Origin of the sequence: Streptomyces sp. NBC_00996, from assembly GCF_045162675.1 — a bacterium.
GTDB lineage: Bacteria > Actinomycetota > Actinomycetes > Streptomycetales > Streptomycetaceae > Streptomyces.
Genome location: NZ_CP108723.1, coordinates 158,028 through 180,687, shown reverse-complemented (window position 1 = coordinate 180,687; position 22,660 = coordinate 158,028). Strand labels below are relative to the sequence as shown.

Here is a 22,660-nt window from a genome sequence, read left to right as displayed (position 1 = left end):
CGCCAACGCGGGCCTACTCGATGACCAGAAGTCGATCACTCGGGAAGGTACGCCCTCCGCGTTGTGCGAGGCATCCCTCCCGAGGTCGATCCACAGGTCTCGAGCATTGCTCACTCCCATCCCTCCAAAGGAGCTGCGCCCATCCTCTTTCCGCACCCATGAGGGCTGGGGCTGTCAAGGTCGTACACGACCGTCCCGGCGTGCGGGAGACGCGTGCGCCGGGTGGTTGGTGCTGGTGGGCGGGGTGTCCTGGCCGTGGTCCCCCGGTGTGTGATCATGCGGAGAGGACTCGCATGCGCCCATTCGATCCCGCCCGCGAGGGCGCGCTACTTGGCCCTCTGTGCATCGCGGTTGGCCGTAGCGGCTGACGAGCGCACTCCTCAGCTGCCGTCATCGACGGACGGGGTGTCCAAACAGGCGCCATCGGTGGCGGGATCTGTGGCCTTGACCAGGGGTGCCACCGGTCGGACTGCTCTCCTGCGTGGGAGCCGTGTCGGTTCGTGCGGTTTCCCGCTGGACGATCAGGTCGTCGCGGTCCCGGCTGATCGCCGCGGTCCTGCGCTGGGACTCACTGAGTCCACGCCGTGCGGCCTGGGCGCGGCGCGCGGCGCGACGGGAACCGGTCAAGAGCAGGCTCAGCCCGAGCATGGCCGCTGCCCCGACCACGATGCCGGACAGGAACAGTGTTCCTGTGGAACCGGTGACGTGGTAGCCGAACACCGTGAAGTCACCCGGGGTGAGAGCGTGCGCGCTGCCGGCGTTACCCAGCAGACCGGCCACACCCACGACCACGGCGGCGACGAGGATGATGAGGCCGAGTACGACGAACATGGCGCATCCTCCGGATGCCTGTGCGTATACCTTCAGTGAACGCCCCTGTCGGAGTTGCGTCCAGCCGTGTATGGAAGAACTCGGGCGCGGACGACGATGCAGACGACGTCGGGGTGCTGGCCTGCGGAGACGTCGCGCTCAAATTGGCCAAATGAAGCGCGCAGTGGCCAAGTAGCGCGCTCGGTCACAGCAACCGGAGATCCCCCGCCAAATCCCGCGTTCCCAAGGTGGGAACCCGCCTCGGCGCGAACGTCGTCGGACGCGAACCGGCCGTCGGACTCACTGACCCGCGAGAGGGGATTCCGTCACCTGGCGAGCCTCATTTCGTCGGTAACCCCGGGTGGCTCAGGGGGTGCGGACGACGACGGCGTAGGAGCCGACACCGATGAGGTGCGTGCCGGGAATGCTGCCGCCGGCGGTGAGCAGGGCGGACACGCCGCCGGTGCGGGGGTCGAAGTCGATGTCCTGGAGGGTTCCGGCTTCCTCGCCGTGGTCGGTGAGGACGCGTTTGCCGGGCAGGTCCCGCGAGGCGGCGGTGAGCGGGGCGAGTTCTTCGTCGGCGTCCCGCAGGGCGCCCCGGCCGGGGGCCATGACCGCGTCCGGTCCGACGGCGTGAATGTCCGGCCAGGCCAGATAGGAGCCAGCGCCGCTGGTCTTGGCCAGGCGTAGGGCGGCCACCCGGGACGCCGCGGGGTCGATGACGATGCCGTCGACGGTGCCGATGGCGGTGGCGTCGGCCTTGCTCATCACCGTGAGCCCGGACAGTTCGCTGAGCAGCATCACGCCTCCGCCAGGCGGGCCCGGAACGCCTGCATCATCTCGGTGAAGCCGGGGAGGTCCTCAGCGACGAACTCGGCCGCGAGCGCAGGGACGACCAGGGCCTCACCAGAGACGGCGATGGCCTGGGACAGCGGGATGAACACGGTGCGCTCGTGGTGGCCCAGGGCCTCGGTGGAGGCGATCGCGTAGCCGACCGCCGCCGCGGAGGACCGGGTCACTTCGATGACCACGTCGGTAATCCGGCCCAGGTCGGTGCCGGTGTCGGTGAGCACGCGTGAGCCCAGCACGTTGCCGCCCCCGGTCTCGGACCGGTCGGCGACCTGAGCGCGATCCTCGAACACGTCCTCGTCGCGGATCATCACGGCGCGGCTGCCCAGTCCTGTGACCCCGGGCCAGGGCAGTGCCCGCTTCAGCGGTCCCGAGAACAGTCCGACGCCGCTGAGGGTGAACCCCACGACCCGTCCGCCGGGGCCTTCGAAGACGGTGTCCTTGACCTGCGCGACGGCTTCCCCGGCGAGGGTCACCACCGGCCGTCTGGCGATCTCGGTCGCCAGCATCAGCGCGGTCATTTCGCGCCCCGCTTCCCCGCCCGCCCCCGAGGTACCGCTATGGCGCCGCCCCGCCGCCGCCTCGCCTGCGTCCACAGCGTGGACGCGATCAAGACTATCGCTGCCGCCATGACGACCACGACCCACACCCACCAGTCCACCGTGCACCTCCGCTCGAACCGGGGGCTGTCTGCGTCCAGTGTCCTGCGGGCCCGGTCCACTGTCCATCGTTCCGCCCGGCGCACCGCGCCCCGAAACTCCCTGCTGACGGCCGCCTTCGGCGCCCGTACCCTGGCCCCGTCCGCCCAGCATCCGCAGCCCTCATCCCAACCGCCCCGCCCGTGCCCCCGGACCGACCGCGCGCCGGCCCGGGGGTGTCACGTTGCGTTCACCGACGGGACAGCGTGTGACCACCGACCAGCAGGCGACACCCCCCACTCCCCACCCCGGCCCGGCCGCACCGGCAGGCTGGCGCGACTGGTGGGCCGCGCTGCGCAGAACACCGACGGCCCTGTGGAACGAGGACGCGACCGATTGGGCCGCCGCACTGACCTACTACGCGGTCCTCACCATCTTCCCCACCCTGCTGGTCACCCTCTCGCTGATCGGGATCACCGGCACCCCGGCAACCGCGCACCTCGCCGACCAGGTGGCCGCAATCGTCCCCGCGCGCTCCCGCCCCGCCATCCTGCGCGCCCTGAACAGCATGGCCGACCAGCAGACCCCCGCACGGCTGCTGGCTGCCTTCGGCACCGTGGCCGCCCTGTGGTCGGCCTCCAGCTACCTGAGCGTCTTCCGCCGCGCCCTGCACGCCATGAACGGCGTCACAGACCGCCGCCCGCTGTGGAAGAAGGCCCCCCTCACCGTACTCACCGCGCTCGTCCTGCTGACGCTGCTCGTCTCCAGCGTCCTGGCCCTGGTCCTCACCGGCGACGCGGCCCGCACCGCCGGCCGGATCCTGGGAGTGGACGGCGCCGGCGTCACCGCGTGGAACATCGGGAAATGGCCACTGCTGGCCTGCCTGGTCACCGTCCTGGTCCTGGTGCTGTTCCGCTCCGGCCAGGCCACCGCCTACGGGCTGCGCCACCGCGCCGTCGGCGGCCTGCTCGCCGTCGTCCTGTGGCTCCTCGCGTCCGCCGGCTTCACCCTCTACACCAGCTACGCCGCCTACGACCGCCTCTACGGATCCCTCGCGGGCATCGTCGTCTTCCTCGTCTGGCTGTGGATCTCCAACCTCGCCCTCCTCGCCGGAGCACAGTTCAACGCCGAACTCGCCACACTCCGCCGCTGACCGGCCCCGCTCCGCCCGAGCCGGCATCGCCGCAGCCCTGACCTGCCACCGCCACCTCACCCGGACGGACGGGCGAAACCGCTCGGTGTGAAGTGGCTCCGACGGCGCTGACCCACACGCGCAGGGGCGCGACACACGATCCGCTCCGAGCGGTCCTGCACCTCATCCAGGTCTGCCCATGCGACGATCCGCCGCTGACTGTCAGTCAGCAAGCCCTCGACCGGGCCGAGATCGTCGGAAGACACGTAACTGCCCGGACGTTCTGGTCGTGCCGTGGGCCCCGCGCCTTCTGCAGTGCGGCGGCGTCCGCGCGGCGGCCGGCCGGGTGGGGATGAGGAGGCGTGAGGCTGCACGGCCAGGGGGCGGGGAAGGCGGGCGCGTCCAGCGGTGGGGCGCCGGCGCCGGAAGCGTGAAGTGCCGTCAGCTGTCGCGGGGTTGATGTCCGCTGCGTCTCGTGGCGGTTGTTGCCGGTGGGACCTGGGAGCGGTGCCGCACCGAGGTGTCGACCGGACGTGCTGCGGCAGGTGTCTTGCCGGGCCGGGGCCAGCTTTGCGGCGTTGCGGTTCGCGTCCTCGTGCAGGTCTCAGGGACTGGGTGACAGTGCTTTTCTGTCCGGCTGCCGGGTGGGAACAGCGGCTGCTCGAAAGAGGTTTGTCAGGGTGCGAGACGGCCGTCCCTGACGGCACGGACAAATATGCTCCAGGCCGGGGCGGACACATGCGCCAGCAGGAGAGAGGAAGTTGTCGAATCGCGAATGAGGATTTCGCCTCCGAGAAACCTCACCTCAAGACAATTTCCCTGAGCCCCTCCGCTGTGTGTGCTTTTTCGCCAGGGTGTTCCGCCCTTGCCAGACGCTTTCACTCAGCACCTCCCGTGTCGGACGCGGACAGTTGTCGATCCTGGAAGATCGTCTTCCGCTGTTGCGAAGCGCGCTTTCCCTGGACCCGCAGAAGATTCAAATCGCTTAAGTATCCGCAGCACGGTGCCCGTGGGCCAGACGCGGAGCATCAGCCGCGGGACTGATGAATCATGATGTGTAGTGACTTAAGCGTCCCTTTGGGTGCTCCTGTCTGTCTTTTGACTGAAAACCGATCGCCTCGGCGCGTGAAGGGATGCGGTGCATGAGGGGAGAAGGTGCAGGGTCCGTGCCGTGGGAACCGGGGGAGTGCGCCACGGTGGTGTTCGGCGTGCCGGGTCAGTCCATCCCCCATTCGTGGCGCAGTGCCGCTTGAGCCTTCTTGAGTGTGCGGGTGAGGTGGTCTGCGGCGCGCGCCTGCTCCCCGGCCTGGGCGAACAGGGCATGCCACAGGTGCAGGGAGCGCGGTTGGGTCGGGTTGTTGAGCTCGGCGAGTGTCGGCAGGAGGTGGGCGCTGACGGCGTCCAGGCCGGCGGCGAGGCTGGTCAATGCCGCAGGCAGTCGTCCGGGCGCGTAGGTGGCGTACTGCTCTGCAGCCTTCTTCAGCTGGATGAGGTCGGCCGTCTCGGGATCCGCGGTGTGGAGTCTGCGCCGGCGTATCTCGTACTCGATCCGGCCCACCGAGACGAGGAGATCGTCGATCCGTTGGTAGTGGGCCGTCCAGGCGGTCCGATTGGCGATCTTCCTGTCCCGCAGCTCCCGTTCTGCGTGGTGGGCTATCCGCCGGGTCTCGGCATCGGCGCGGTCCTGCCGCCTGTCGCGCCGGCTGTGGACGAGCGACGTGCGGGCCGTCAGAAGAGTGACGCCCGCGCTGACACCAGCGGCCGCCAGGCTCGACACCAGGGCGAGATACCACGGCAGGGTGCCGGCCGCCTGGGGCTCGGAGCTGTCGGTCACGGCGACGGCGGGACTGCTCTGGGAGATGAGCAGCACCGCGGCCAGCGCGACGACCGCACTGGCCCTGAGGGTGCCCCGTGCCCCGGGCGGACCGCCGCGGAACGGGGCTGTTCGGGGGCGGGTGGATCGCAACGTGGGACCGCGCGTCCCCTGAGCGCTAGACTGCACGACGAACCCTCCTGTCTGAGTTGTATGCAACGGTTGGAGCGGTTTGCGATGGGGAGCCCTCGGCGGTGCTTGCCGGCTAGGCCGAGACGGCTCCCTTTCGTCTTTCTCACGTCATTGCGAAGGTGGCGGTCACCCTCTCGATGAACTCCGGCGAAATGTCTACGGCGTAGTCCCCTTCGACGATCCAGAAGTCCTGCAGATAGTCCGAGGGCTTCCTCTGGTCCGTCATCGGCGCCTTCTCACTGAGAATCAGGCTGCCGTCCGGGTTTTCCAGGTAGGCGACGATGTCATCATTCGCATCGGAGAACTCGAAGATGACGTAGGGCGAGCGGAAGCGCGGATAGATGCCCCGGGAGAACGGCACCACCATGATGTTCACGTGCGGGAGTTCGTTCAGTTCCAGCAGGCGCTGAAGCTGCGCGTGCATCACGGCCTCGTTGCCCACGACGCGGCGTGTGGCAGTCTCGTCCAGGACGAAGAAGAACTGCCGGTCCCGGCTCTCCAGGGCCCGCTTCTGACGCTCCATCCGCAGATTGACCCACATGTCCTGCTGGCCGTCGGAGTCATCGATGAGTACCTGGGCGTACTCCCGGGTCTGCAGCAGCCCGGGGATCAGGTTGGACTCGAAGTTGCGGATGATGGAGGCTGAGGTCTCGTACCCCAGGTACGACGAGAAGCTCGACGTCATCGTCCTGCTGTAGCGCGCCCACCAGGGCTGCTTCCGGGACGTCAGGACCATCTCGGTCAACTCGTCGATCTGCTGCTGGTCGGTGATCTCATAGAACTGCAGGAGAGCCCTGAGATCGGTGACGGAGATCCCCACATCACCGGCTTCCATCCGGATGACCTTCGAGATGGACCAGACCAGGGCGTCGACCACGTCCTTCTGGGTCTTCCCGGCGGCCTCACGGATCGCGCGGAGCCTGCGACTCAGTCTCCGCTTCGCGAATTGCGGATCTTGGTCGGCCACGATGCTTCCTCTCCATCTGACTACAGGTGGGCAGCGACCTCTCCATCAGTACGGCATCTGCATGCGACTCGCAATCTGCGACCAGCGATACGATAGCCAGTCAGATGCTTTCAGCCGTCTGCTAGTTCGTCATCTGCTACCTGTCACTCAACCATAGGGCACGAACCGTTCCGGCCGAAACACCGCCCATCAATCAGATACAGGCGGTGAAAAGAAGCATCACCGGGGCGTGAGGCGTCACCACATGCGCCACCACATGCGCCACGGGGAAAACGAGACCGCGCACCCCACCGCCGGCAGTAACCCGGCCGGACCATCAGGCCCCGGCACTGCCGTGCAGACCACACAGCCACCGCCCTGCATACACCCGCCCCTGCTGCAGCAGCGACTCCCCACGCACGTGTCCTCGATCCACCCAGGGCACGCCCCCCGGCCCGCTGAGGCCGCAACACGGCGAGCGTGGGGTCGCGGGGCCCCAGACACTCACAGAGGGGGAGTGCGTTCGCCGGGGGGCGAGAACGGGACGTGCGCTTCGTGGACTTCCGCCCCTGCTACTACCGCACCACAGCCCGCAGTGGCTGACCGGGACGCGGCCGGGTCTCCGCGCGGGACGCGCGCCCATACACCCGCAGTCCCCTTCTTCGGCCAGGAGACACCGGACCGCACCGGCCACGGCTTGCCATGACGCCCCCGCCCTTGCCTCACCCGTACGGGGGGTGGCCCATTCAGCGCAGGAGATGGGTGAGGAAGTCGTGGGTGGGCCGGTGGGTGGCGTGGATGCGGGTGGCGTGGGTGCCGCGGGTGAGCAGGACCCGGTAGGTGTTCAGGGCGAGGGGCAGATATTCCTCGGGCGCCAGAAGGCGCAGGTCCGGGTCGTGGCTCTGGCCGGGGTGCGCAATCCAGCGGCTGTTCGTCCAGGTGAGGTCGGGGCCGATGATGACCCCGCAGTGGCGGTGCTCGAGTCCCTGGGCGCTGTAGATGCAGCCGATCTGCTGATGGCCGCCGGTGTGCGTGGCCCACAGCTGGTTGTGGACACGTTTCGCGGTAACTGTGACCGGGACCCGCGCCTTGGTGTCTTCAGCGCCTAATTCGCGCGGGTGGCGGCTTGCGTCTCCTCGGTGAGGGTGACGGCGGCGGACACCAGCGGATGGGCCAGGTGCCGGGCCACCCGTACGAGGTGCTGACGCTCGTCGGTGGGCTCGATGTCCGTACCCGGCAGCCGGGCGAGGCGGAGCTCCGGCGGAAGGTGCGGCAGACCGCGGCTGCGGGCCCGGGCCGCGTGCAGCAGCGTCGCGGCCGCGTGAGCGGCCGTCAGGTCCCAGTGGCCGCCCCAGGTGTTGCTGCCGTCGGCGGGCTCGTCCTGCTGCTCCTGGGCCAGCCGGTCGACGGCCAGGGCGGGCATGGGGTTCCACCAGGGGCTGAGCCGACCGGTACCGTCGTTGATCTCCGCCATCAGGTCGTTGAGGTCGGCGCCTGTGGTGAAGCCGGTCCACAGCGGCAGCCGAGGAGCAAGGATCATCCTGTGGTCTGTGGTCTCGTCGATGACGAGGTCGTGCAGCGGCTGAAGCGCCCGCATGTCCCGGTGCTCTTCGCGGCGGGAGCGCAGCGCCAGTGAGGCCAGGGCAATTTGGGCGGCAATGCAGCTGGCGATGGTGGCCAGCCAGGCACTTTCGGCCAGTCCGTCGAGGCGGCGGGGGCCGGTGGCCGAGCCGAGCATGGCGCCGGCGGTGAGGGCGACGTTCACGAGGTCGAGGCCGAGCGCCAGGGCGAACCAGCCGAGCACGTTCCGTACGTTCTCGACGAGTTCGGGGCGGCCGGGGATCGACACCGACCGGCACTCGCGCACGGTCACCACGACGGTGACGATCAGCGTGGTCCAGTAGACGGCGTGGAGGGCGGTGACCTCAGGCACGTGGGCGTAGGCGGCGGCGAATCTCAGCGGGGTCGCCGGGCCCAGGTCGGCGTGAACGTACAGCACGGTCATGGCGGCGATGGCGCCCCCGTAGACGGGTGCCCAGCGTGCGGCCGTGCGGCGCAGCACCGCTGGTTCCCTGCGCTCGGGCTGCCAGAGCTGGCTCAGGGCGTGGGCGTGGGCCACGCACGTCAGCGTGGCGGCCGGGACGAGGAGGGCGCAGATGTTGGCCGAGTGCAGCATCTCGCCGACGAACCGGTACACGAGCGGGGTGGCGAGGAGGAAGATCAACCCGGCGAAGATGAGCACGGAGGCGGTCAGCCACAGGGTCCATTCCCGGTGCTGGCGTGCCGCCAGCAACTTGACCGTGCCGAGCCCCAGGCTGGCGACCGCGATGATCAGGTTGACGGCTGTGAGGAGCGCGGTCTCCATCAGATGGACCGACGATTGGCGAAGCCGGTGACCAGGTGGCTGGTGCGCTCGCTGGCCGGGTCCAGATCGAGCAGGGGCAGCACGACCCGCGCGAAGACCTCACACCGGCGCTCTTCGTCCGTCTCGTAGTCGGCGCGCAGCTTCGCGGGCCGGGTGAGGATTTCCTCCCGGACGCCTGCCGGCAGGACCGACAGCTGTTCCCTGAGCATCTGCACGCTCACGCCGTCGAAATGGCTGTGCACGGAGATGGGGGCGCTGGGGGAGGCCGCGCTGTCCGAGAGGTCCAGGTGACGCACCTCGTGCAGCAGGACGTGCGTGCGGTGGCGGCGGCTGAGCCGGTCGCTGAGGCCGATGTAGTCAACGTCCTCGCACGGCACCGCGATGCCGGTGATGTGCGCGGGCAGGGAGGGCAGCGTGAGAGGTACGACCGTGCGGCCGCGCGCCTCTGTGACGGCGTCCAGCACACTCTGCGGGGTGGCTCCGGATCCCAGGCCCAGCTGGCCGCCGAAATAGTCGAGTGCCGCCTGCCGCTCGCGGGCCCAACGGCGGTGGTCACGTACGGCGTTGCCGACGTTGGCGGTTGCCTCGGCGATGCGGGCGAGGCGGGCGCGGCGTGGGGGCGTTGCGCCGGTGTTGTTCATGGCCCGGTCAGCCCTCCCACCGTGGGTGGGTGCCGCGATGGGCGGGGCACGGTGCTGCTGTGCCGCGTATCAGCGCCTGGTCGGGCGCCCGAAAGTCCTGGTCCATCGGCCGTCTCACGTTCCCCGTATCCCCTAACGCAGTGACAGACTGTGCCTGTTGACCTGCGGAGAGAGAGGCTATCAGCCTGTCCTGACCATGACGGGTTCGGTGTGTCGAACAACCGGGGGCACGGCGCCGACCTCGGGCACCGTGCCCCAGCCGTCGTCTACGCCGCGGCGGTCGCGGCGGCCCTGAGCCTGATCTGCGCCCACAACGCGGTGTCGGAGTTGGAGGAGTAGGAGCTGATCGCCGGGGACGTGGGGGCGCCGGTCCGGTCCCAGTCGAAGTGCTCGATGAACGCCGCGAGTGCCGTGCCGGCCATCATGCGGGCCAGCGGGGCGCCGATGCAGTAGTGGGCCCCGTGGCCGAACGCCAGGTGCCGCGCGAGGGCGCTGCGGGAGACGTCGAAGCGGTCGGCGTCCGGCCCGAAGGCCCCCGCATCGCGGCCGGTGGCCGCGACACAGATGACCACCGCGTCGCCCTGGTTCACCGTGACGTCCGTGCCGGGCACGGCCACGTCCTCGGCCGCGTACCGGAACATGATGGTGTTGATGGGCCCGTTGAACCGGAGCGTCTCCTCCACTACGTCGTCGATCGGGACCGCTCCGTCGTGCACGAGGTCCAGCTGCCCGGGGTGATCCGACAGTGCCTTGAGCGCGTTGGTGATCAGGTTCATCGTCGTCTCGTGCCCGGCGAAGAGGAACAGCATCAGGGTGTAGAGCAGCAGCTCATCGTCGAGAGTGGCGTTCTCGCCGTCGGTCGCGTCGATCAGGGCGGAGGTCAGATCGTCCGCCCGGCGCGCTCGTTTCTCGGCGATCAGAGTGGCGATGACGGCCCCCACGCCCGCCTTGCCCGTGGCGACTTCCTCGGCGGTGCTGTGGCTGTCGTGGATGGCGGTGTAGTCCCGGGCGAGCGTCTCGCTCGTGCTGGGGTCCAGGCCGAACAGGTGGCAGATGATCTGCATGGGCAGTTCGAAGGCGAACCGGCGGCGCAGGTCGACGAACTCGCCCGGGGCGGTGCCGGCGAGGCCGTCGATCAGCTTCTGGACGATCTCGGTGATGCGCGGGCGCAGGCCCTCGACCCGGCGGGGGGTGAAGGCCCGGCTGACCAGCGACCGCAGTTCGCGGTGCCGCACGCCGTCCTCGTTCAGCATGCCGGGCATGGCGATGAACTCCAGGATCCCCCAGTCGGCGGGGACCTGGCCGTTCTGGAGGTCTGCCCAGTGCTCGGGGTTCTTCCTGAAGGCCGGTCCGCCCAGGATCGCCTCGGCGACGTCGCGGTGTCCGGTGGCCCAGGCCCGGATCCCGCCGTCGAGGACTGCAGGAACGAGGGAGCCCCGCTCGTGCAGGCGGCGCGCCTCGTCCAGGACGTTGGTGGCGTGCGGGTCGAGGGGGAAGGGGTCGGTGCAGGTAGCGAGATCCATTCAGCGGCCTCCAGCCGGTGCAAAGGTTTCTGCGCGCCCACGGGCCCGGCCGGGGTCCCAGCTGACGTCCAGGCCGCCTTCGCCGGGTATGCGCACGATGATGGAAGGGCTCCACCGGGTGGGCCGGCCGGGGTGGGTCAGGTGTATGTCGTCCAGGCGGTCGCGCAGCAGTTCGACGCCGTCCCGGACGATGGCCGTGGCCAGGTCGGGCGCCGGGCACTCGTGGGGCCCGTTGCCCCAGGCGAGATGCGACTTATTGCCGTAGGTGCAGGAGGAGCGGGCGTCGGCGGTGCCGAAGCGGGTGTGGTCGAGGTTGGCGCCGGCGAGGCTGACGATGAGCAGCGCCCCCTGGGGGATGGCCAGCCCGCCCAGTTCCAGGGCGGTGGTGGTCACCCGGCCGATGACTTGCTGCACGGGCGTGTGGTCCCACAGCACCTGCCCCATGACGCCCGGGACGTCCGCGAACCCGCTGCGCAGGTCGAGCTGTGTGTCCACCGTCCGGGCCAGCAGCTCCAGGACGTTCGCCAGCCATGCGGTGGTGGCGCCCATCCCGGCGTTGATCGACAGCCAGACCGTCCAGCGGACCTCACTGAGGCCCAGACCGGCTTCCAGGAGCCCCGAGACGATGTCCGCACGGGGCTCTGCGCGGCGCCGCTCCACGTGGCCCTCGATGATCTCAACGAGTTCCTCGTTGGCGGCGAGCGCCCCCTCCCCGCCCTCCAGGAGGGTCATGATGGCCCGCTGGAGCCGCGGCTCGTCCTCCGGCGGAAAGCCGAAGAGCCGGGCCAGCACGAGCATGGGCAGCGGGACGGCGTACTGGCTGACGAGGTCCGCCCGGCCCGCGTCCAGGAAGCCGTCGATGAGCTGGGTGGCGGCCCGCTCGACGACCGCCTTCAGCCGACCGGATCTGATCTTGCCGAGGCTGGCCGTGAAGGCATCACGCAGCCGGGCGTGTTCCTCGCCCTCGGCGTGGAGCATGTTGGGCATCCATTGGACGTGGGGGGCCAGGGGCCAGTCCGGCGGGAGCCCGCCCTGCTGGGGCACGCTCCACCGGCGCAGGTCCCGGCTGTGGAGGTAGCCGGTGCGCAGTACGTGGTTGCACTCGTTCCAGCCGATGACGAGGTAGGCGGGAACGTCCCCGTCCAGGTTGACCTTCACCACGGGGCCGTGCGCGCGCAGTTCGGCGTAGAACTGAGCCGGGTCGCCGACCATCTGCTGACTCGACAGGGGAACGGCCCCGCCGTGCTGGACTGGGCAGCCCGCGGGCTGTAACGCTGGACCGTCGGAGGGGCGCTGTGCCGGGTGTGAGGTCATCGCACGATTCCGTATCGCCGGGATGGGGCCAGGCGGCGCCCGCCGGAAACCCCGAGTCGCTGTGATCCTGAAGGACAGTCCGTCCAACTGTCAACGAATGGCTACACTCCTGGTCGCAGGCGACACAGCCCGGATACGCTGCGGGCGCACATCCATCTGCCATGGCCCCTCTGGAGACCCACCGGTGAATGATCGCCCCAGCGAGGTGACCGCGGCCGACATCGCACAGCTACTGCGCGAGATCGACAAAGCGGCTCTGCGTCTCGACAAGCACCGGGACGAGGTCCTCGACATCGAGGAGATCTCTGCGGCAACCGGTATCCGGCCCGGCCGCGTGCGCGAACTGCTCGCCGGGGCCGAGCCGGAGCAAGAGCCGCGCGTGCGGGAGCTGCGCGAGGAGTTCTATCGGCGGCTGGTGAGTCAGCGCCTGGACGATCTGCGGAAGAAGGGCAATCCGGCGTCGCCAACTGGCGACAGCTACCGTGCTATCGGTTCCGAGGTCAACCTCACCCACACGCTGGTCGAGTTCCTGGTCAAGGGCAGGCGCAGCGCCCGCCCGGAGTACAGCTCCCCCCTGGAGAAGCACTACGGGGTGGATCACGGGTTCCTGTCGAAGCTCGAAGGCGAGGCCCTCGCCGACCGGCTGACCGAGACCAGGGACGCCCTGCACGCCGGGGCTCTGCTGGAAGGGCTTCAGGTCCTCGGAGGCGGGGAGGTGGCGGCCCTGCGGCAGACCGAGGCGGCGGCTCCGTCGCTCGGTGATCTGGTGGAGGTCATGGACGCCCTGGTGGCCCGGAAGCGGATCCGGGACCGCAAGGAGGCGGCAGGTTCTTGACGGCCTCTCGGGGCGGTGGGTCCCGGGCGTACGCCTGAAATATGGGGAATGTCAGGAATCACGCCTTCTGCGGCCTGACCTGGCACACGCGTCTGTAGTCATTTGTTGACAGCACGGTGGGAGGTGCATCAGGATCAGGGCTCGTTAGCGATCGCCGCCGGCGCCCCACGACCAGGCGCGCCCATGCTTGCGGCCTGCTTCCTGCTGGCCTGAGCCATCTCGACGCGCCCCGGTGGCCCCCATCTACAGCAGGAGTCTGTCGTGCCGACCCCCAAGCCCGCGCCGCGTTCCGCCGCTGCATCCGTGGCTGTTCTTGCCCTCACCCTCAGCGCGTGCGGCGGCACAGACGACGACAGCGGACAAAAGCCCGCCGCGCCGAAGGCCACCGTCTCGAAGTCCAGGCAAGCGCCGCCCTCCGGCGGCGACGTGGCCGCCGGGCAGAGCGTCACGGGCAAGGTGGCGGAGAAGGACGGCGCGGTCACCTACGAGATCGCCGCCGAGAAGGTGGACCTCGGCACGCAGGCCGAGGCGGCGAAACTCGTGCAGGACCCGAAGGACGCCAAGGGCAAGGTCTTGGCCGTCGCGCACGTGAAGTTCACGCACAAGTCCGGCCCGGCCGTGAGCAGTTCGAGCGACGTCAACGACGCGACCACCGTTTGGGCCGACCACGAGCGCGGCGCGGTGCTCATCGGTGCCTCCGACGACGCTGCCGGATGCGAGGACGCCTACGACATCGAGGACTGGAAGGCGGGCGAGAGCCACACCCTCTGCACGTCCTACCTGGTCCCGGCAGCGGCGAAGAACGTGCAGGTCCACTGGTCGCAAGAGGACGGCCAGCCCTGGGTGTGGAGCTTTCCCAACAGCTGACGCTCCGCTCGATCGTGAGCGTCTGTGACCCCGGCCAGAGGCCGTTCGACCCCCTATCCGGCCGGCCCTCCCGTGGGTGAGCCGAGGCAGCGGCGCACCCACGTCCGGGATCGATTGAGGAGAGCCATGGCAGTGGCTCGACACCGCACGCGCTTCCTCCACGCCCGCGGACCTCGCTCGTGCGGGGTGGCGCCCGTGCGGCACCCCGCACCCCCGCCTGGCGCATCTCGCTGGCTCTGCCCTCTGTCCCGCCCCGTGATTTCCCTCTGCACAGGAGTCCGTCCCATGGCCGTCTTATCCGCCGCGCTTGAGGTCTCCCCCCGGCCGGTTGCCGCCCCCCGTACGGCGGCGGTGGTCGCGCCCTTCGGTGAGTGCGGCTACGCGGCGGCCCTCGTCCGTCAGGTCTGGCGGCCGGTGGCCGTCGACCTGGCGCCGCGGCTGCGGCCGCACGCTCTCGCGCAGGCGCAGCTGTCGGGACCGTACGCGCACACGGTCGAGCACCGCGGTGCGCTGCGGCAGACGGTCAAGGCGCTGCGGGGACTTGGCGTGTCGGCCGTCGTCGCCGGGAGCGCGGCGGGCATCGCGCTGGCAGAGCGGATCGCCTGGCAGCTGGAGCTGCCGGGCGGCGACCCCGTGGCCGCACTGCTGCGCCGCGATCGCGGCGCGCAGGCCGCCGCCCTGGCCCGGGCGGGCATCCCGGCCCCGCGCAGCGTGCGCACCACGAGCCTGGCCGAGGCCCTGAAGTGGGCCGAGTCCACCGCGCTGCCCGGCCACGTGCTGGCCCCGGCCGCGGCGGGAGTGCCCGTCGAACCGGTGGTGTGCACGCACGAGTTCCAGATCAGCGCGGCCTGGCCCGCCATGTGCCGGGAGGCCGCGCAGTACGCAGGCGACGCGCACCTGGTCCTCACCGAGCAGCTGCCCGGCCACCAGTACGTGGTCAACACCGTGACCCGGCTCGGCTACGACAACACCCCGGACCACATCGTCACCGACCTGTGGGCCGAGACGCGTACCCCCGGCGGACTGCTGGACCGCACCGATCTGCTGGACCGTCACCAGCTGCTGGCCAGGGCGCTGTCGATGTACGCACTGCGCGTGCTCGACGCCCTCGGGGTGGTCTGCGGCCCGGTCTCCCTCCGCATCGCCTACGGCGCGGGCCGCGGCCCGTTACTGGTGTCCGCGCTGGCGGTCCCCGGCACCTCGCCGGCCGACGACGCCCTGCGCGTGGCCACCGGCCGTGACCGCTTCGCCGACGCGCTGGATGCGGTGATCCCGCCCGCCTGCGCCCAGCTCGTCCCCGCACCGACCGGCCGCCAGGTCGTCCGCGTCCACCTGCACCCCCGCCACAGCGGCCGCGTCGACCCCTGGCTGGCGCGCATCCTGCGCCAACTGCCCACCGTGGCCACCGTCAGCGAAGCCCTCCGGCCGGAGGCCACCGATGGCCCCGCAGCCCACGCCGAGGCCGTCCTCAGCAGCGACGAACCGGAAGCCATCGAGGCGGACTGCCGCGTCATCCGGGCCCTGGAACGCGAGGGGCTCTACCCGGCAGACCGGCCCTGAGCAGCCCGCCCGCAGCCTGCCCCCAGACCCACCGATCCCCCCACATCACCGTTCCAGGAGGAGGAACATCCATCATGTCCCGAACCACGACCCGCTCTCAGCGCCTGCACCACCTGGCCCTGCTCACCGTCACCGTGGCCACGGCCCTCACCCTCACGGCCTGCGGCTCCGGCGGGGACACCGACGGCAAGGCTGCTCACACCGCGAGCGCGAGCCCCACCCCCACAGGCGTGGTCACCGCGAAGGCTGCCGCCACGGCACTCGACCACTACGAGAACATCAACAACCAGGCCAACAAGACCGTGAAGACCGACAAGGCCAAGGCCGGGACACTGCTGCGCACGGTGGAGGGCGGGCAGGTCAACGCGCAGTCTTTGGCGGACTATGAGCTGTTCACGACCTGGACCGCGAAGAAGCAGTCGTACTACGGATCGGGCTTCACCTACGAGCGCCGCAAGTACCTGATCCCGCAGGCGGGCTCCGCCAGCTGGTTCGCCGTCCAGGCCACCGCCAGCGGTTCCAAGAACGAATCCCTGATCATCTTCGACAAGGCGGACGGCACGTACAAGGTCGTCGCGGCCGTCTACGCCGACGGCAAGCTGCCGATCCCCAAGGCCGCTCTCGACAAGCACGGACTCGCCACGGCCATCGACCCGGCCAAGCGCGTAGGAGCGCTCGCACCGGACCAGCTCAGCACCGCCTTTGAGGACCTGGCCGAGACCGGCGGCAAGAAGACCGGCGGCAAGCTCGCGTCCACGCGGGCCACCAAGGCCGCCGTCCAGCTCTACACGGACCGCGACAAGGACAAGAACTCCAAGTACGCCACCACCAAGTACTTCGCCACCGACGTGAAGGCCCGGAAGGTATACGCGCTGCGGCTGGCCGACGGCGGCGTGCTCACCGTCTTCCCGACCGCCCACAACCAAGAGACCATGCTCCGGCCCCCGTACATGAGCAGCTACAAGATCGACCCGAACAAGGAGGAAGCGGTCTACAACAGTTCGGGGCGGGTCGTCATCACGGACGAGTTCCAGGGCCAGGCCCTCGCGCAGCTGACCCCGTCGAGCAAGCCGCAGGTCATTGCACGCGAGTACCGGATGGTGGACTCGCGATGAGCGCGCGGGAGTTTGGCGCCGGCACTGCTCCTGCGCACGACCCGTTGCGGTTCCCGCTCGAATCCGTCGACGCCGCCTGGGAGCACGAGCGCGACGCCCGCCTCGCCGGGTTCATCGCCCAGCGCCTGGCCGATGTCGAGGCCACCGGCTGCGGCTCCGAGCGGAAGCTGGCGGCAGGCGTCGGGGACGTCTTCGCCGAGTGGACCCGCAAGCGCGAGCTGGCCCGAGCCACCGACAGCGCCCCGCTCGCCGCGCTGACCAGCGCGTTGGGGTGGCTCTGCGCTGCATCACGCACAGCGCGTGGCACGGAACGCCGGGCTGGGAACCGGCATTCCACCCGCAGGCCATGAGCCCCGAAACCACCCCGGAGATCCCGACGTGACCGCATCTCCCCAGCCGGGCCCCGCCTTCGGCCCGGACGACGAGTTCGATTTCGACTACAGCCCGTCCACCCGGCACGTGACGAATCTGCCCGCACAGGACACAGCCGCCGGGGCTGCCCCGGTGCCCTGGCACTCGGTCAACCCGGCGGGCCCACCGCCCGCCCCGCCGGTCGGCTGCACGGTGTGCGGAGCCCACCCGGTCGCGCCGGTCGAGGTACGCGCCCACCAGGGCCTGCTCCTGCTCATGCGGTGGCAGACGATCGACGGCCCGTTCTGCGCCACCTGCGGCATCGCCCTGATCCGCGAGCTGACCACCAAAACGCTGTGGCAAGGCTGGTGGGGGCCCTTCTCGTTCTTCTGCACGCTCTACGCCCTGCTGTCGAACTGGGACGCCTACCGCCAACTGCGGCGCCTGGCGCCGCCCATCCCGATCCCGGGCCGACCACAGGCCGTCATGGGCAAGCCGGTACTCGACCGCCCGCTGGCCTACGTGGCGATCATCCCTCTGGGCTGCGCCGTCGGGTTTCTCGCCAGCCGGGTCATCTCCGGCGCCTGACTCCGCTCCGCGAGACGACGCTGAACCGCCGCAGCATCATGTGCGCGGACTGCAAGACGGTCTTCGCCCTGGCGACCCGCGACGATGCCCCGCAGGCAACGCCGGGGCCCGCCCCGTGCGCGGCCGCGCCGCCTACCGGGCCGGGGGAGCTCCTCGAAGGGGTACTCAGCTGCTCGTGTTTGAGGTCGTTTGAGTGAGTGCAGGGCTGTCTGGCTGAGTCTGCTGCGGTTCAACGGTCCGTTCGTAACTAGTGTGCTGTGTTTGCAGATTGGGCAGCTGTGGGGGGCGCCGTCATCCCGGTCGTGGGGAGAGTGGCGTCGTCTGTGCTGCTGAGTATCGGACAGAAGAAGGCGACGAGGCAAAACCCAGGAGTCCCGAACTGCTGCTGGAACCTCACATCCACTCGGGATGGGGCAGTTCGGTAAGGCCCGCATCTTGGCCTGAGCCTCAGTTGGCGCGTTGCTTCCGCGTGGCAGCTGTGTGAGCTGCGTGTTTTCGGCGGTGCCCCCAGCTCTTGCAGCCGAACCCCCACCTGGTGGTTGTGCTCGGCGTGCCCGATGACCTTACCGCTGACGCGGGCCCCGAGAGCGGGCAAGCCCATCGCCTGAGGCATGGCAATGATCTCGGCCAGCGCCGTGGATGGCTGCGTGGAACATGCATGCCAGAGCCGTCTTCTCGCCGGCGCACTTGCACCCAGCACTGCCCAGAATCCGGCTGAGGGGCCCGAGAGGTAGCGCACCTGGCGGCTGTTGGACCGGGCAGGCAGCCGGGCTCGGCTCATGTCCCGCCTGCGGCTTCAGGACGGAACTTCCTTGATGGCTGTTTGACACCGCCATGGCCAGCTTCCAGGCTGGTGCATAGCCGAATGATTCGCCCAAAGGGAGATGATCGTGGCGATAAGCATCCGAAAGTGCACCCGACACCTCGTCGGCGCGTCGTGCGCTGCTGCGCTGCTCGCCGGAACGGTGGGCGTGGCGAGCGCGGAGGCGGTGCCGCTGACCACGGTGGAGGCGCCGAGAACGGCGCCACACGGGGACTGTACGGGTTACCACTACGACAAGGATCGCAACCGCATCTGGGATCCGGCGGGTTGCACCCCGCCATGAAGTGAGGCAGCCACTACCGGTCTCACGCCTTTACCGAAGCCGGCATTGTCACCACTGGCGTTCATCATGTCACTAAGGGTGTTGATCAGGGCTTGATGGCACATGCGCCGAGGGCAACCGTTGCAAGGGTCGGCCTTGCACTCAACACCGTTGCGTTTGGCCCCTGAGCTGGACGTCAAGCCCTGCTGAACAGCGCAACGGGACCACCTGGTAGATCAACGATCGGCGAAGAGAGTTGATCAAGGTCAGGGGTCCCGTTGCAGGAGAAGTCTGTCATCACGTCCACGATCGAGACAGCCCGGGGTGTGTTCGCGCCGGGTCATCTGGGGGAGCTGACTCAGATCGTGGACTTCGCGCTGGTGGACGCGGTGCTGGAGGAGACCGGTCGGCGTGAGAAGCGCCTGCGGCTGCTGCCTTCGCGGGTGGTGGTGTACTTCGTGCTCGCTCTCGCGCTGTTCGAACACCGCTCGTACCGCGCGGTGTGGTCCAAGCTGACCGCCGCCCTGACCCCGCTGGACCTGGTGTGTCCTGCGGTCTCCTCGCTGACGCGGGCCAGGCGCAGGGTGGGGGCTGCACCTCTGCGGCGTCTGTTCGAGACGCTCGCCGGGCCCGTCGCCCGCCCCGGGCAGGCCGGGTCCTTCTACCGGGGGCTGCGCACGGTGGCCGTCGACGGGACCTTGCTGCACACCCCCGACGACGAGACGCTCACCTGGCGCTACCCCAAGCGGGCCGGGGAGAGTCTGGAGTTCGGCTATCCGCTCCTGCGGCTTCTGGCCCTGGTCGAGTGCGGCACCCGCGCGCTCATAGCCGCCGCCTTCGGACCGGAGTCCGAGGGTGAACTCCCCTATGCCAAGCGGCTTCTGACCGCCCTGGACAAGACGATGCTCCTGCTGGCCGACACGGCCTTCGACGGCAGCGAGTTCCTTGATGCCGTCCACCGGAGCGGGGCGCGGTTCCTGGTGCGCTCAGGGGCCCGCCGCGCCCCCACCCCCGCCGGGCACCTGGGCGACGGCTCCTACATCGCCCGCATCGGCTACGGCGTCCTGCGGGTACTGCTGCCGGTGCGCGTGATCGAGGCAACCCTCACCGTCACCTTGGCCGATGGCACCGTCCGCACCGAGCAGTGGCGGCTGATCACCAACCTGCTGGACCCCGTCCGCTTTCCGGCCGCCGAGCTTGTTGATCTCTATCACCGCAGATGGCAGGCGGAAACCACGTATTTTTCGATCAAGGCCACGATGCTCGACGGCCGCGTCCTGCGCTCCCGCAGCATCGATGGCCTCGACCAGGAGGTCTACGCCCTGCTCACCGCCTACCAGGCTCTGATCCGCGCCGGCGACGACGCCCTGACCGGACAGCCGGAAGTACCCATGGAACGGATCAGTTTCACCGTCCTGCTGGCCGCCGCAGCCGACACCGTCACCGCCGGCCAGGGAATCTTCCCCGCCACCCTCACCGACCTGGTCGGCACGATCGGCCACGCCGCCCTGAGCGACCTCCTGCCAGCCCACCGACGGCAACGAGTGAAGGCCCGCACCCGCAAGAACCCCACCAGCAAGTACGGCCCGAACGCCGCACAGCACCCCCAGAAGGCCCAGAACTACACCGTCCACACCACCGTCGCATTCTTCGCCCACGGCCTCAACCGCCGCTCACGGCGCTAACGCAACGGTGTTGGCCTTGCACTGGTTACGCGATCTTCTCCGCTCGGGGTGGCTGCACGGCCGGGCGCGGTCCTCACCTGCGGACGCCCTCTAGAAGGTGATCACCGACACCGAATCCGAGCCCTTGTTGGCCACGTAGACCTGGCGCTCGGCGGGGGACACCGCCACCCCCTCCGGGGAGTTGCCGACGGGGATGCCGTCTGCGATGTGGTTCGTCGCGGGGTCGATCTCCGACACCGAATCCGATTTCCCGTTGGCCACGTAGACCTGGTGTCCGTCCGGGGACACCACCACCCCCGTCGGCCGCTTCTCGATGGGGATGGGGCTGCCGACGGTGCGGTTCTTCGTGGTGTCGATCACCGACACCGAGTCCGAGCTGAAGTTGGTCACGTAGACCTGGTGTCCGTCCGGGGACACCGCCACCCCCGTTGGCCGCTTCTCGACGGGGATGGGGCTGCCGATGGTGCGGTTCGTTGCGGTGTCGATCACCGATACCGAGGCCGGTTTCATGCTGGTCACGTAGACCCGGCGTCCATCCAGGGAGACCGCCACCCCCGACGGGAAGCGGCCGACGGGGATGGGGCTGCCCATGGTGCGGTTCGTCGCAGGGTCGATCACTGACACCGAACCCGATTTCCCGTTTGCCACGTAGACCCGTCCGTCCCGGGACACCGCCACCCCCTCCGGGGTGTCGCCGACGGGGATGGGGCTGCCGACGGTGCGGTTCTTCGTTGCGTCGATCACCGACACCGAGGCCGAGTCATTGTTGGTCACGTAGACCCGGCGTCCGTCCGGGGACACCGCCACTCCGGACGGCGAGTCGCCGACGGGGATGGGGTTGTCCACGGTGCGGTTCGTCGAGGTATCGATCACCGACACTGAGTCCGAGCTGAAGTTGGTCACGTAGACCCGGCGTCCGTCCGGGGACACCGCCACCCCCGCCGGGGAGTTGCCCACCTGGATCGAGGACAGTTCGGGATGGGAGGAGGGGGGCTGTGCCAGGTAGATACCGCCGCCTACCGCGGCCAGCGCCACCACCCCCGCGATGAGCCCGGCTCGTCGGTGTCTGGGCCGCTGCGGGCGGGGCGGGGCCTCGTCGCCTTTGCGCGGCAGCGGTCCCCGGGGCGGGCCGGCCGGTTCCGCCGGCCCGGCCGGCCCCATGGGTTCGGTCGGCGGGGCCGATTCCTGAGGGCGCGGCGGCTTCGAGGCGGGGGGCCGCTTGGGTGGCGGCACCCCCGGTGAGGGAGCCGGTTGCTGCAGAGGGGGCGGGTGGGGCCGGGCGGCGACGGAGGTGAGCCGCTCGGCGGCCTCGTCGCCGCCCATTCTCTGCGCGGGGTCCTTGGCCAGCAGCCCGAGGAGGACCGGGGTCAGCCCGGCTGCCCGGCGCGGCGGGGTGGGAGGCTCGAACTGCAGGGCGTTCAGCGTGGCGAGGGCGGAGTCGCGGTCGAAGGGGCCGGTCTCCTCGAGCGCGAAATACAGGGTGGCGCCGAGCGAGAACAGGTCGGCGGCCGGGGTCGGTGTCCCGCTGCGGGCCCGTTCCGGGGCCATGTAGCGCACGGTCCCGACGATCTCCGAGGAGGCGGTCAGGCGGGCCTCTCCAGAGCCCGGCTCCAGCGCGATGCCGTAGTCGGTCAGCAGCACCTGGCCGCCCTCCGTAGGAGAGGAGCGCTGCGGGCCGGGGTCGGTCAGCAGGATGTTGGCCGGTTTGACGTCCCGGTGCAGGATGCCGAGCCGGTGGCCCTCCAGCAGGGCGTCGAGCACCGCCAGCCCGATCCGGGCGACGTCGGCGGGCGGCAGCGGCCCCCGCTCGTGCACCACCGCCTCCAGGTCCATAGCGCCGGGGACGAAGTCCATGACGATCCACGGCAGGCCATCGTCCTCCACGATGTCGTGCACGGTGACGACATGGGGGTGGTTGCGCAGCCGGGCAGCGTGCCGCGCTTCGCAGCGGGCCCTGGCGATCCGGGTGCCCACCTCGCGCTCTGGGACGTCCGGCGGCAGGATGATCTCCTTGAGCGCAACCTCGCACGCCAGTTCCTGGTCGTAAGCCAGCCACACCCGCCCCCAGCCGCCGGCGCCGAGCCGACGCAGGAGCCGGTAGCGCCCGGTGATCACGCGCCGCGCCGCCTCGTTCGCTCCTGTCATGGCTCCCTCTTCCAGGATGGGCCAGCAGGGCTCTTCGGTAAGCGGTAAAAGGCTTCCCTCCACGTATCGCATATCAGTCAAAGAGTGGCAACTCGCCCATTGGTTCGCGACTCGATTAGTGCACGCGTTCGATTATTAGGGCAAGCGGGACACCCGTGTCGGTGGATGGCTCTCTGTGCCGTGACTCTGCTCTCTGCGGGGAGAGA

Annotated in this window: 21 protein-coding genes; 9 read left to right on the top strand and 12 right to left on the bottom strand. The window is 69.7% G+C overall.

The window, feature by feature from the left end; all coding sequences use genetic code 11:
- Positions 1-390: 390 nt before the first annotated feature.
- The 3 genes from OG390_RS00850 to OG390_RS00840 form a co-directional block, all read right to left on the bottom strand.
- A complete protein-coding gene (locus OG390_RS00850) occupies positions 391-831 on the bottom strand; it encodes a hypothetical protein (protein WP_406164521.1) in 441 nt (146 codons plus the stop codon).
- Positions 832-1,176: 345 nt separating this feature from the next.
- A complete protein-coding gene (locus OG390_RS00845; RefSeq protein WP_406164520.1) occupies positions 1,177-1,611 on the bottom strand; it encodes a PRC-barrel domain-containing protein in 435 nt (144 codons plus the stop codon).
- Entirely contained in the window at positions 1,611-2,180 is a 570-nt protein-coding gene (locus OG390_RS00840; protein WP_406164519.1) for a PRC-barrel domain-containing protein, read from the bottom strand. Before OG390_RS00840 ends, OG390_RS00845 begins: the two co-directional genes overlap by 1 nt.
- 385 nt (positions 2,181-2,565) lie before the next feature.
- Here OG390_RS00840 and OG390_RS00835 point away from each other — a divergent pair, with 385 nt between their 5' ends.
- Positions 2,566-3,450, top strand: coding sequence for a YihY/virulence factor BrkB family protein (locus tag OG390_RS00835; protein WP_406164518.1), 885 nt, complete (start codon positions 2,566-2,568; stop codon positions 3,448-3,450).
- A 654-nt stretch (positions 3,451-4,104) separates the two neighbouring features.
- Here the strand turns inward: OG390_RS00835 and OG390_RS00830 are convergent.
- The 8 genes from OG390_RS00830 to OG390_RS00795 all read right to left on the bottom strand — a co-directional run bounded on the left by OG390_RS00830 (position 4,105) and on the right by OG390_RS00795 (position 12,121).
- Entirely contained in the window at positions 4,105-4,311 is a 207-nt protein-coding gene (locus OG390_RS00830) for a DUF397 domain-containing protein (RefSeq protein WP_406164517.1), read from the bottom strand.
- 334 nt (positions 4,312-4,645) lie between these two features.
- Positions 4,646-5,431: a hypothetical protein gene (locus OG390_RS00825; protein ID WP_406164516.1), complete on the bottom strand. Its 786-nt coding sequence runs from the start codon at positions 5,429-5,431 to the stop codon at positions 4,646-4,648.
- Positions 5,432-5,537: 106 nt separating this feature from the next.
- Positions 5,538-6,401: a helix-turn-helix domain-containing protein gene (locus OG390_RS00820; protein ID WP_406164515.1), complete on the bottom strand. Its 864-nt coding sequence runs from the start codon at positions 6,399-6,401 to the stop codon at positions 5,538-5,540.
- A 725-nt stretch (positions 6,402-7,126) separates the two neighbouring features.
- Positions 7,127-7,381: a DNA/RNA helicase domain-containing protein gene (locus OG390_RS00815; RefSeq protein ID WP_406177438.1), complete on the bottom strand. Its 255-nt coding sequence runs from the start codon at positions 7,379-7,381 to the stop codon at positions 7,127-7,129.
- Positions 7,382-7,485: 104 nt separating this feature from the next.
- On the bottom strand, positions 7,486-8,745 hold the full coding sequence (locus OG390_RS00810) for a DUF6545 domain-containing protein (RefSeq protein WP_406164514.1): 1,260 nt from the start codon (positions 8,743-8,745) through the stop codon (positions 7,486-7,488).
- Positions 8,745-9,386 carry a hypothetical protein gene (locus OG390_RS00805; RefSeq protein WP_406164513.1) on the bottom strand — a complete coding sequence of 214 codons (642 nt, stop codon included), beginning with the start codon at positions 9,384-9,386 and terminating at the stop codon, positions 8,745-8,747. The genes OG390_RS00810 and OG390_RS00805 overlap by 1 nt, the downstream gene beginning before the upstream one ends.
- 266 nt (positions 9,387-9,652) lie before the next feature.
- On the bottom strand, positions 9,653-10,909 hold the full coding sequence (locus OG390_RS00800) for a cytochrome P450 (protein ID WP_406164512.1): 1,257 nt from the start codon (positions 10,907-10,909) through the stop codon (positions 9,653-9,655).
- Entirely contained in the window at positions 10,910-12,121 is a 1,212-nt protein-coding gene (locus OG390_RS00795; protein ID WP_406164511.1) for a cytochrome P450, read from the bottom strand.
- A gap of 286 nt (positions 12,122-12,407) precedes the next feature.
- Here OG390_RS00795 and OG390_RS00790 point away from each other — a divergent pair, with 286 nt between their 5' ends.
- The 8 genes from OG390_RS00790 (at position 12,408) to OG390_RS00755 (ending at position 20,309) form a co-directional block, all read left to right on the top strand.
- Positions 12,408-13,058, top strand: coding sequence for a hypothetical protein (locus OG390_RS00790; RefSeq protein WP_406164510.1), 651 nt, complete (start codon positions 12,408-12,410; stop codon positions 13,056-13,058).
- Positions 13,059-13,319: 261 nt separating this feature from the next.
- Complete coding sequence (locus OG390_RS00785) at positions 13,320-13,925, top strand: hypothetical protein (protein WP_406164509.1); 606 nt, start codon at positions 13,320-13,322, stop codon at positions 13,923-13,925.
- 285 nt (positions 13,926-14,210) lie between these two features.
- Positions 14,211-15,485, top strand: coding sequence for a hypothetical protein (locus tag OG390_RS00780; protein WP_406164508.1), 1,275 nt, complete (start codon positions 14,211-14,213; stop codon positions 15,483-15,485).
- A gap of 74 nt (positions 15,486-15,559) precedes the next feature.
- Positions 15,560-16,600 carry a hypothetical protein gene (locus OG390_RS00775; RefSeq protein ID WP_406164507.1) on the top strand — a complete coding sequence of 347 codons (1,041 nt, stop codon included), beginning with the start codon at positions 15,560-15,562 and terminating at the stop codon, positions 16,598-16,600.
- On the top strand, positions 16,597-16,950 hold the full coding sequence (locus OG390_RS00770; RefSeq protein ID WP_406164506.1) for a hypothetical protein: 354 nt from the start codon (positions 16,597-16,599) through the stop codon (positions 16,948-16,950). Before OG390_RS00775 ends, OG390_RS00770 begins: the two co-directional genes overlap by 4 nt.
- A 28-nt stretch (positions 16,951-16,978) precedes the next feature.
- On the top strand, positions 16,979-17,539 hold the full coding sequence (locus OG390_RS00765) for a hypothetical protein (protein WP_406164505.1): 561 nt from the start codon (positions 16,979-16,981) through the stop codon (positions 17,537-17,539).
- A gap of 890 nt (positions 17,540-18,429) precedes the next feature.
- A complete protein-coding gene (locus tag OG390_RS00760) occupies positions 18,430-18,645 on the top strand; it encodes a hypothetical protein (protein WP_406164504.1) in 216 nt (71 codons plus the stop codon).
- Between the two features lie 257 nt (positions 18,646-18,902).
- The gene (locus OG390_RS00755; RefSeq protein WP_406164503.1) at positions 18,903-20,309 is read left to right on the top strand and encodes an IS4 family transposase; all 1,407 of its coding nucleotides are present in this window, start codon (positions 18,903-18,905) and stop codon (positions 20,307-20,309) included.
- A gap of 90 nt (positions 20,310-20,399) precedes the next feature.
- On the opposite strand, the gene OG390_RS00750 is transcribed toward OG390_RS00755, so the two are convergent.
- Positions 20,400-22,454 (bottom strand): protein kinase domain-containing protein, encoded by a 2,055-nt coding sequence (locus OG390_RS00750; RefSeq protein ID WP_406164502.1) that lies wholly within the window; start codon positions 22,452-22,454, stop codon positions 20,400-20,402.
- Between the last annotated feature and the right edge of the window lie 206 nt (positions 22,455-22,660).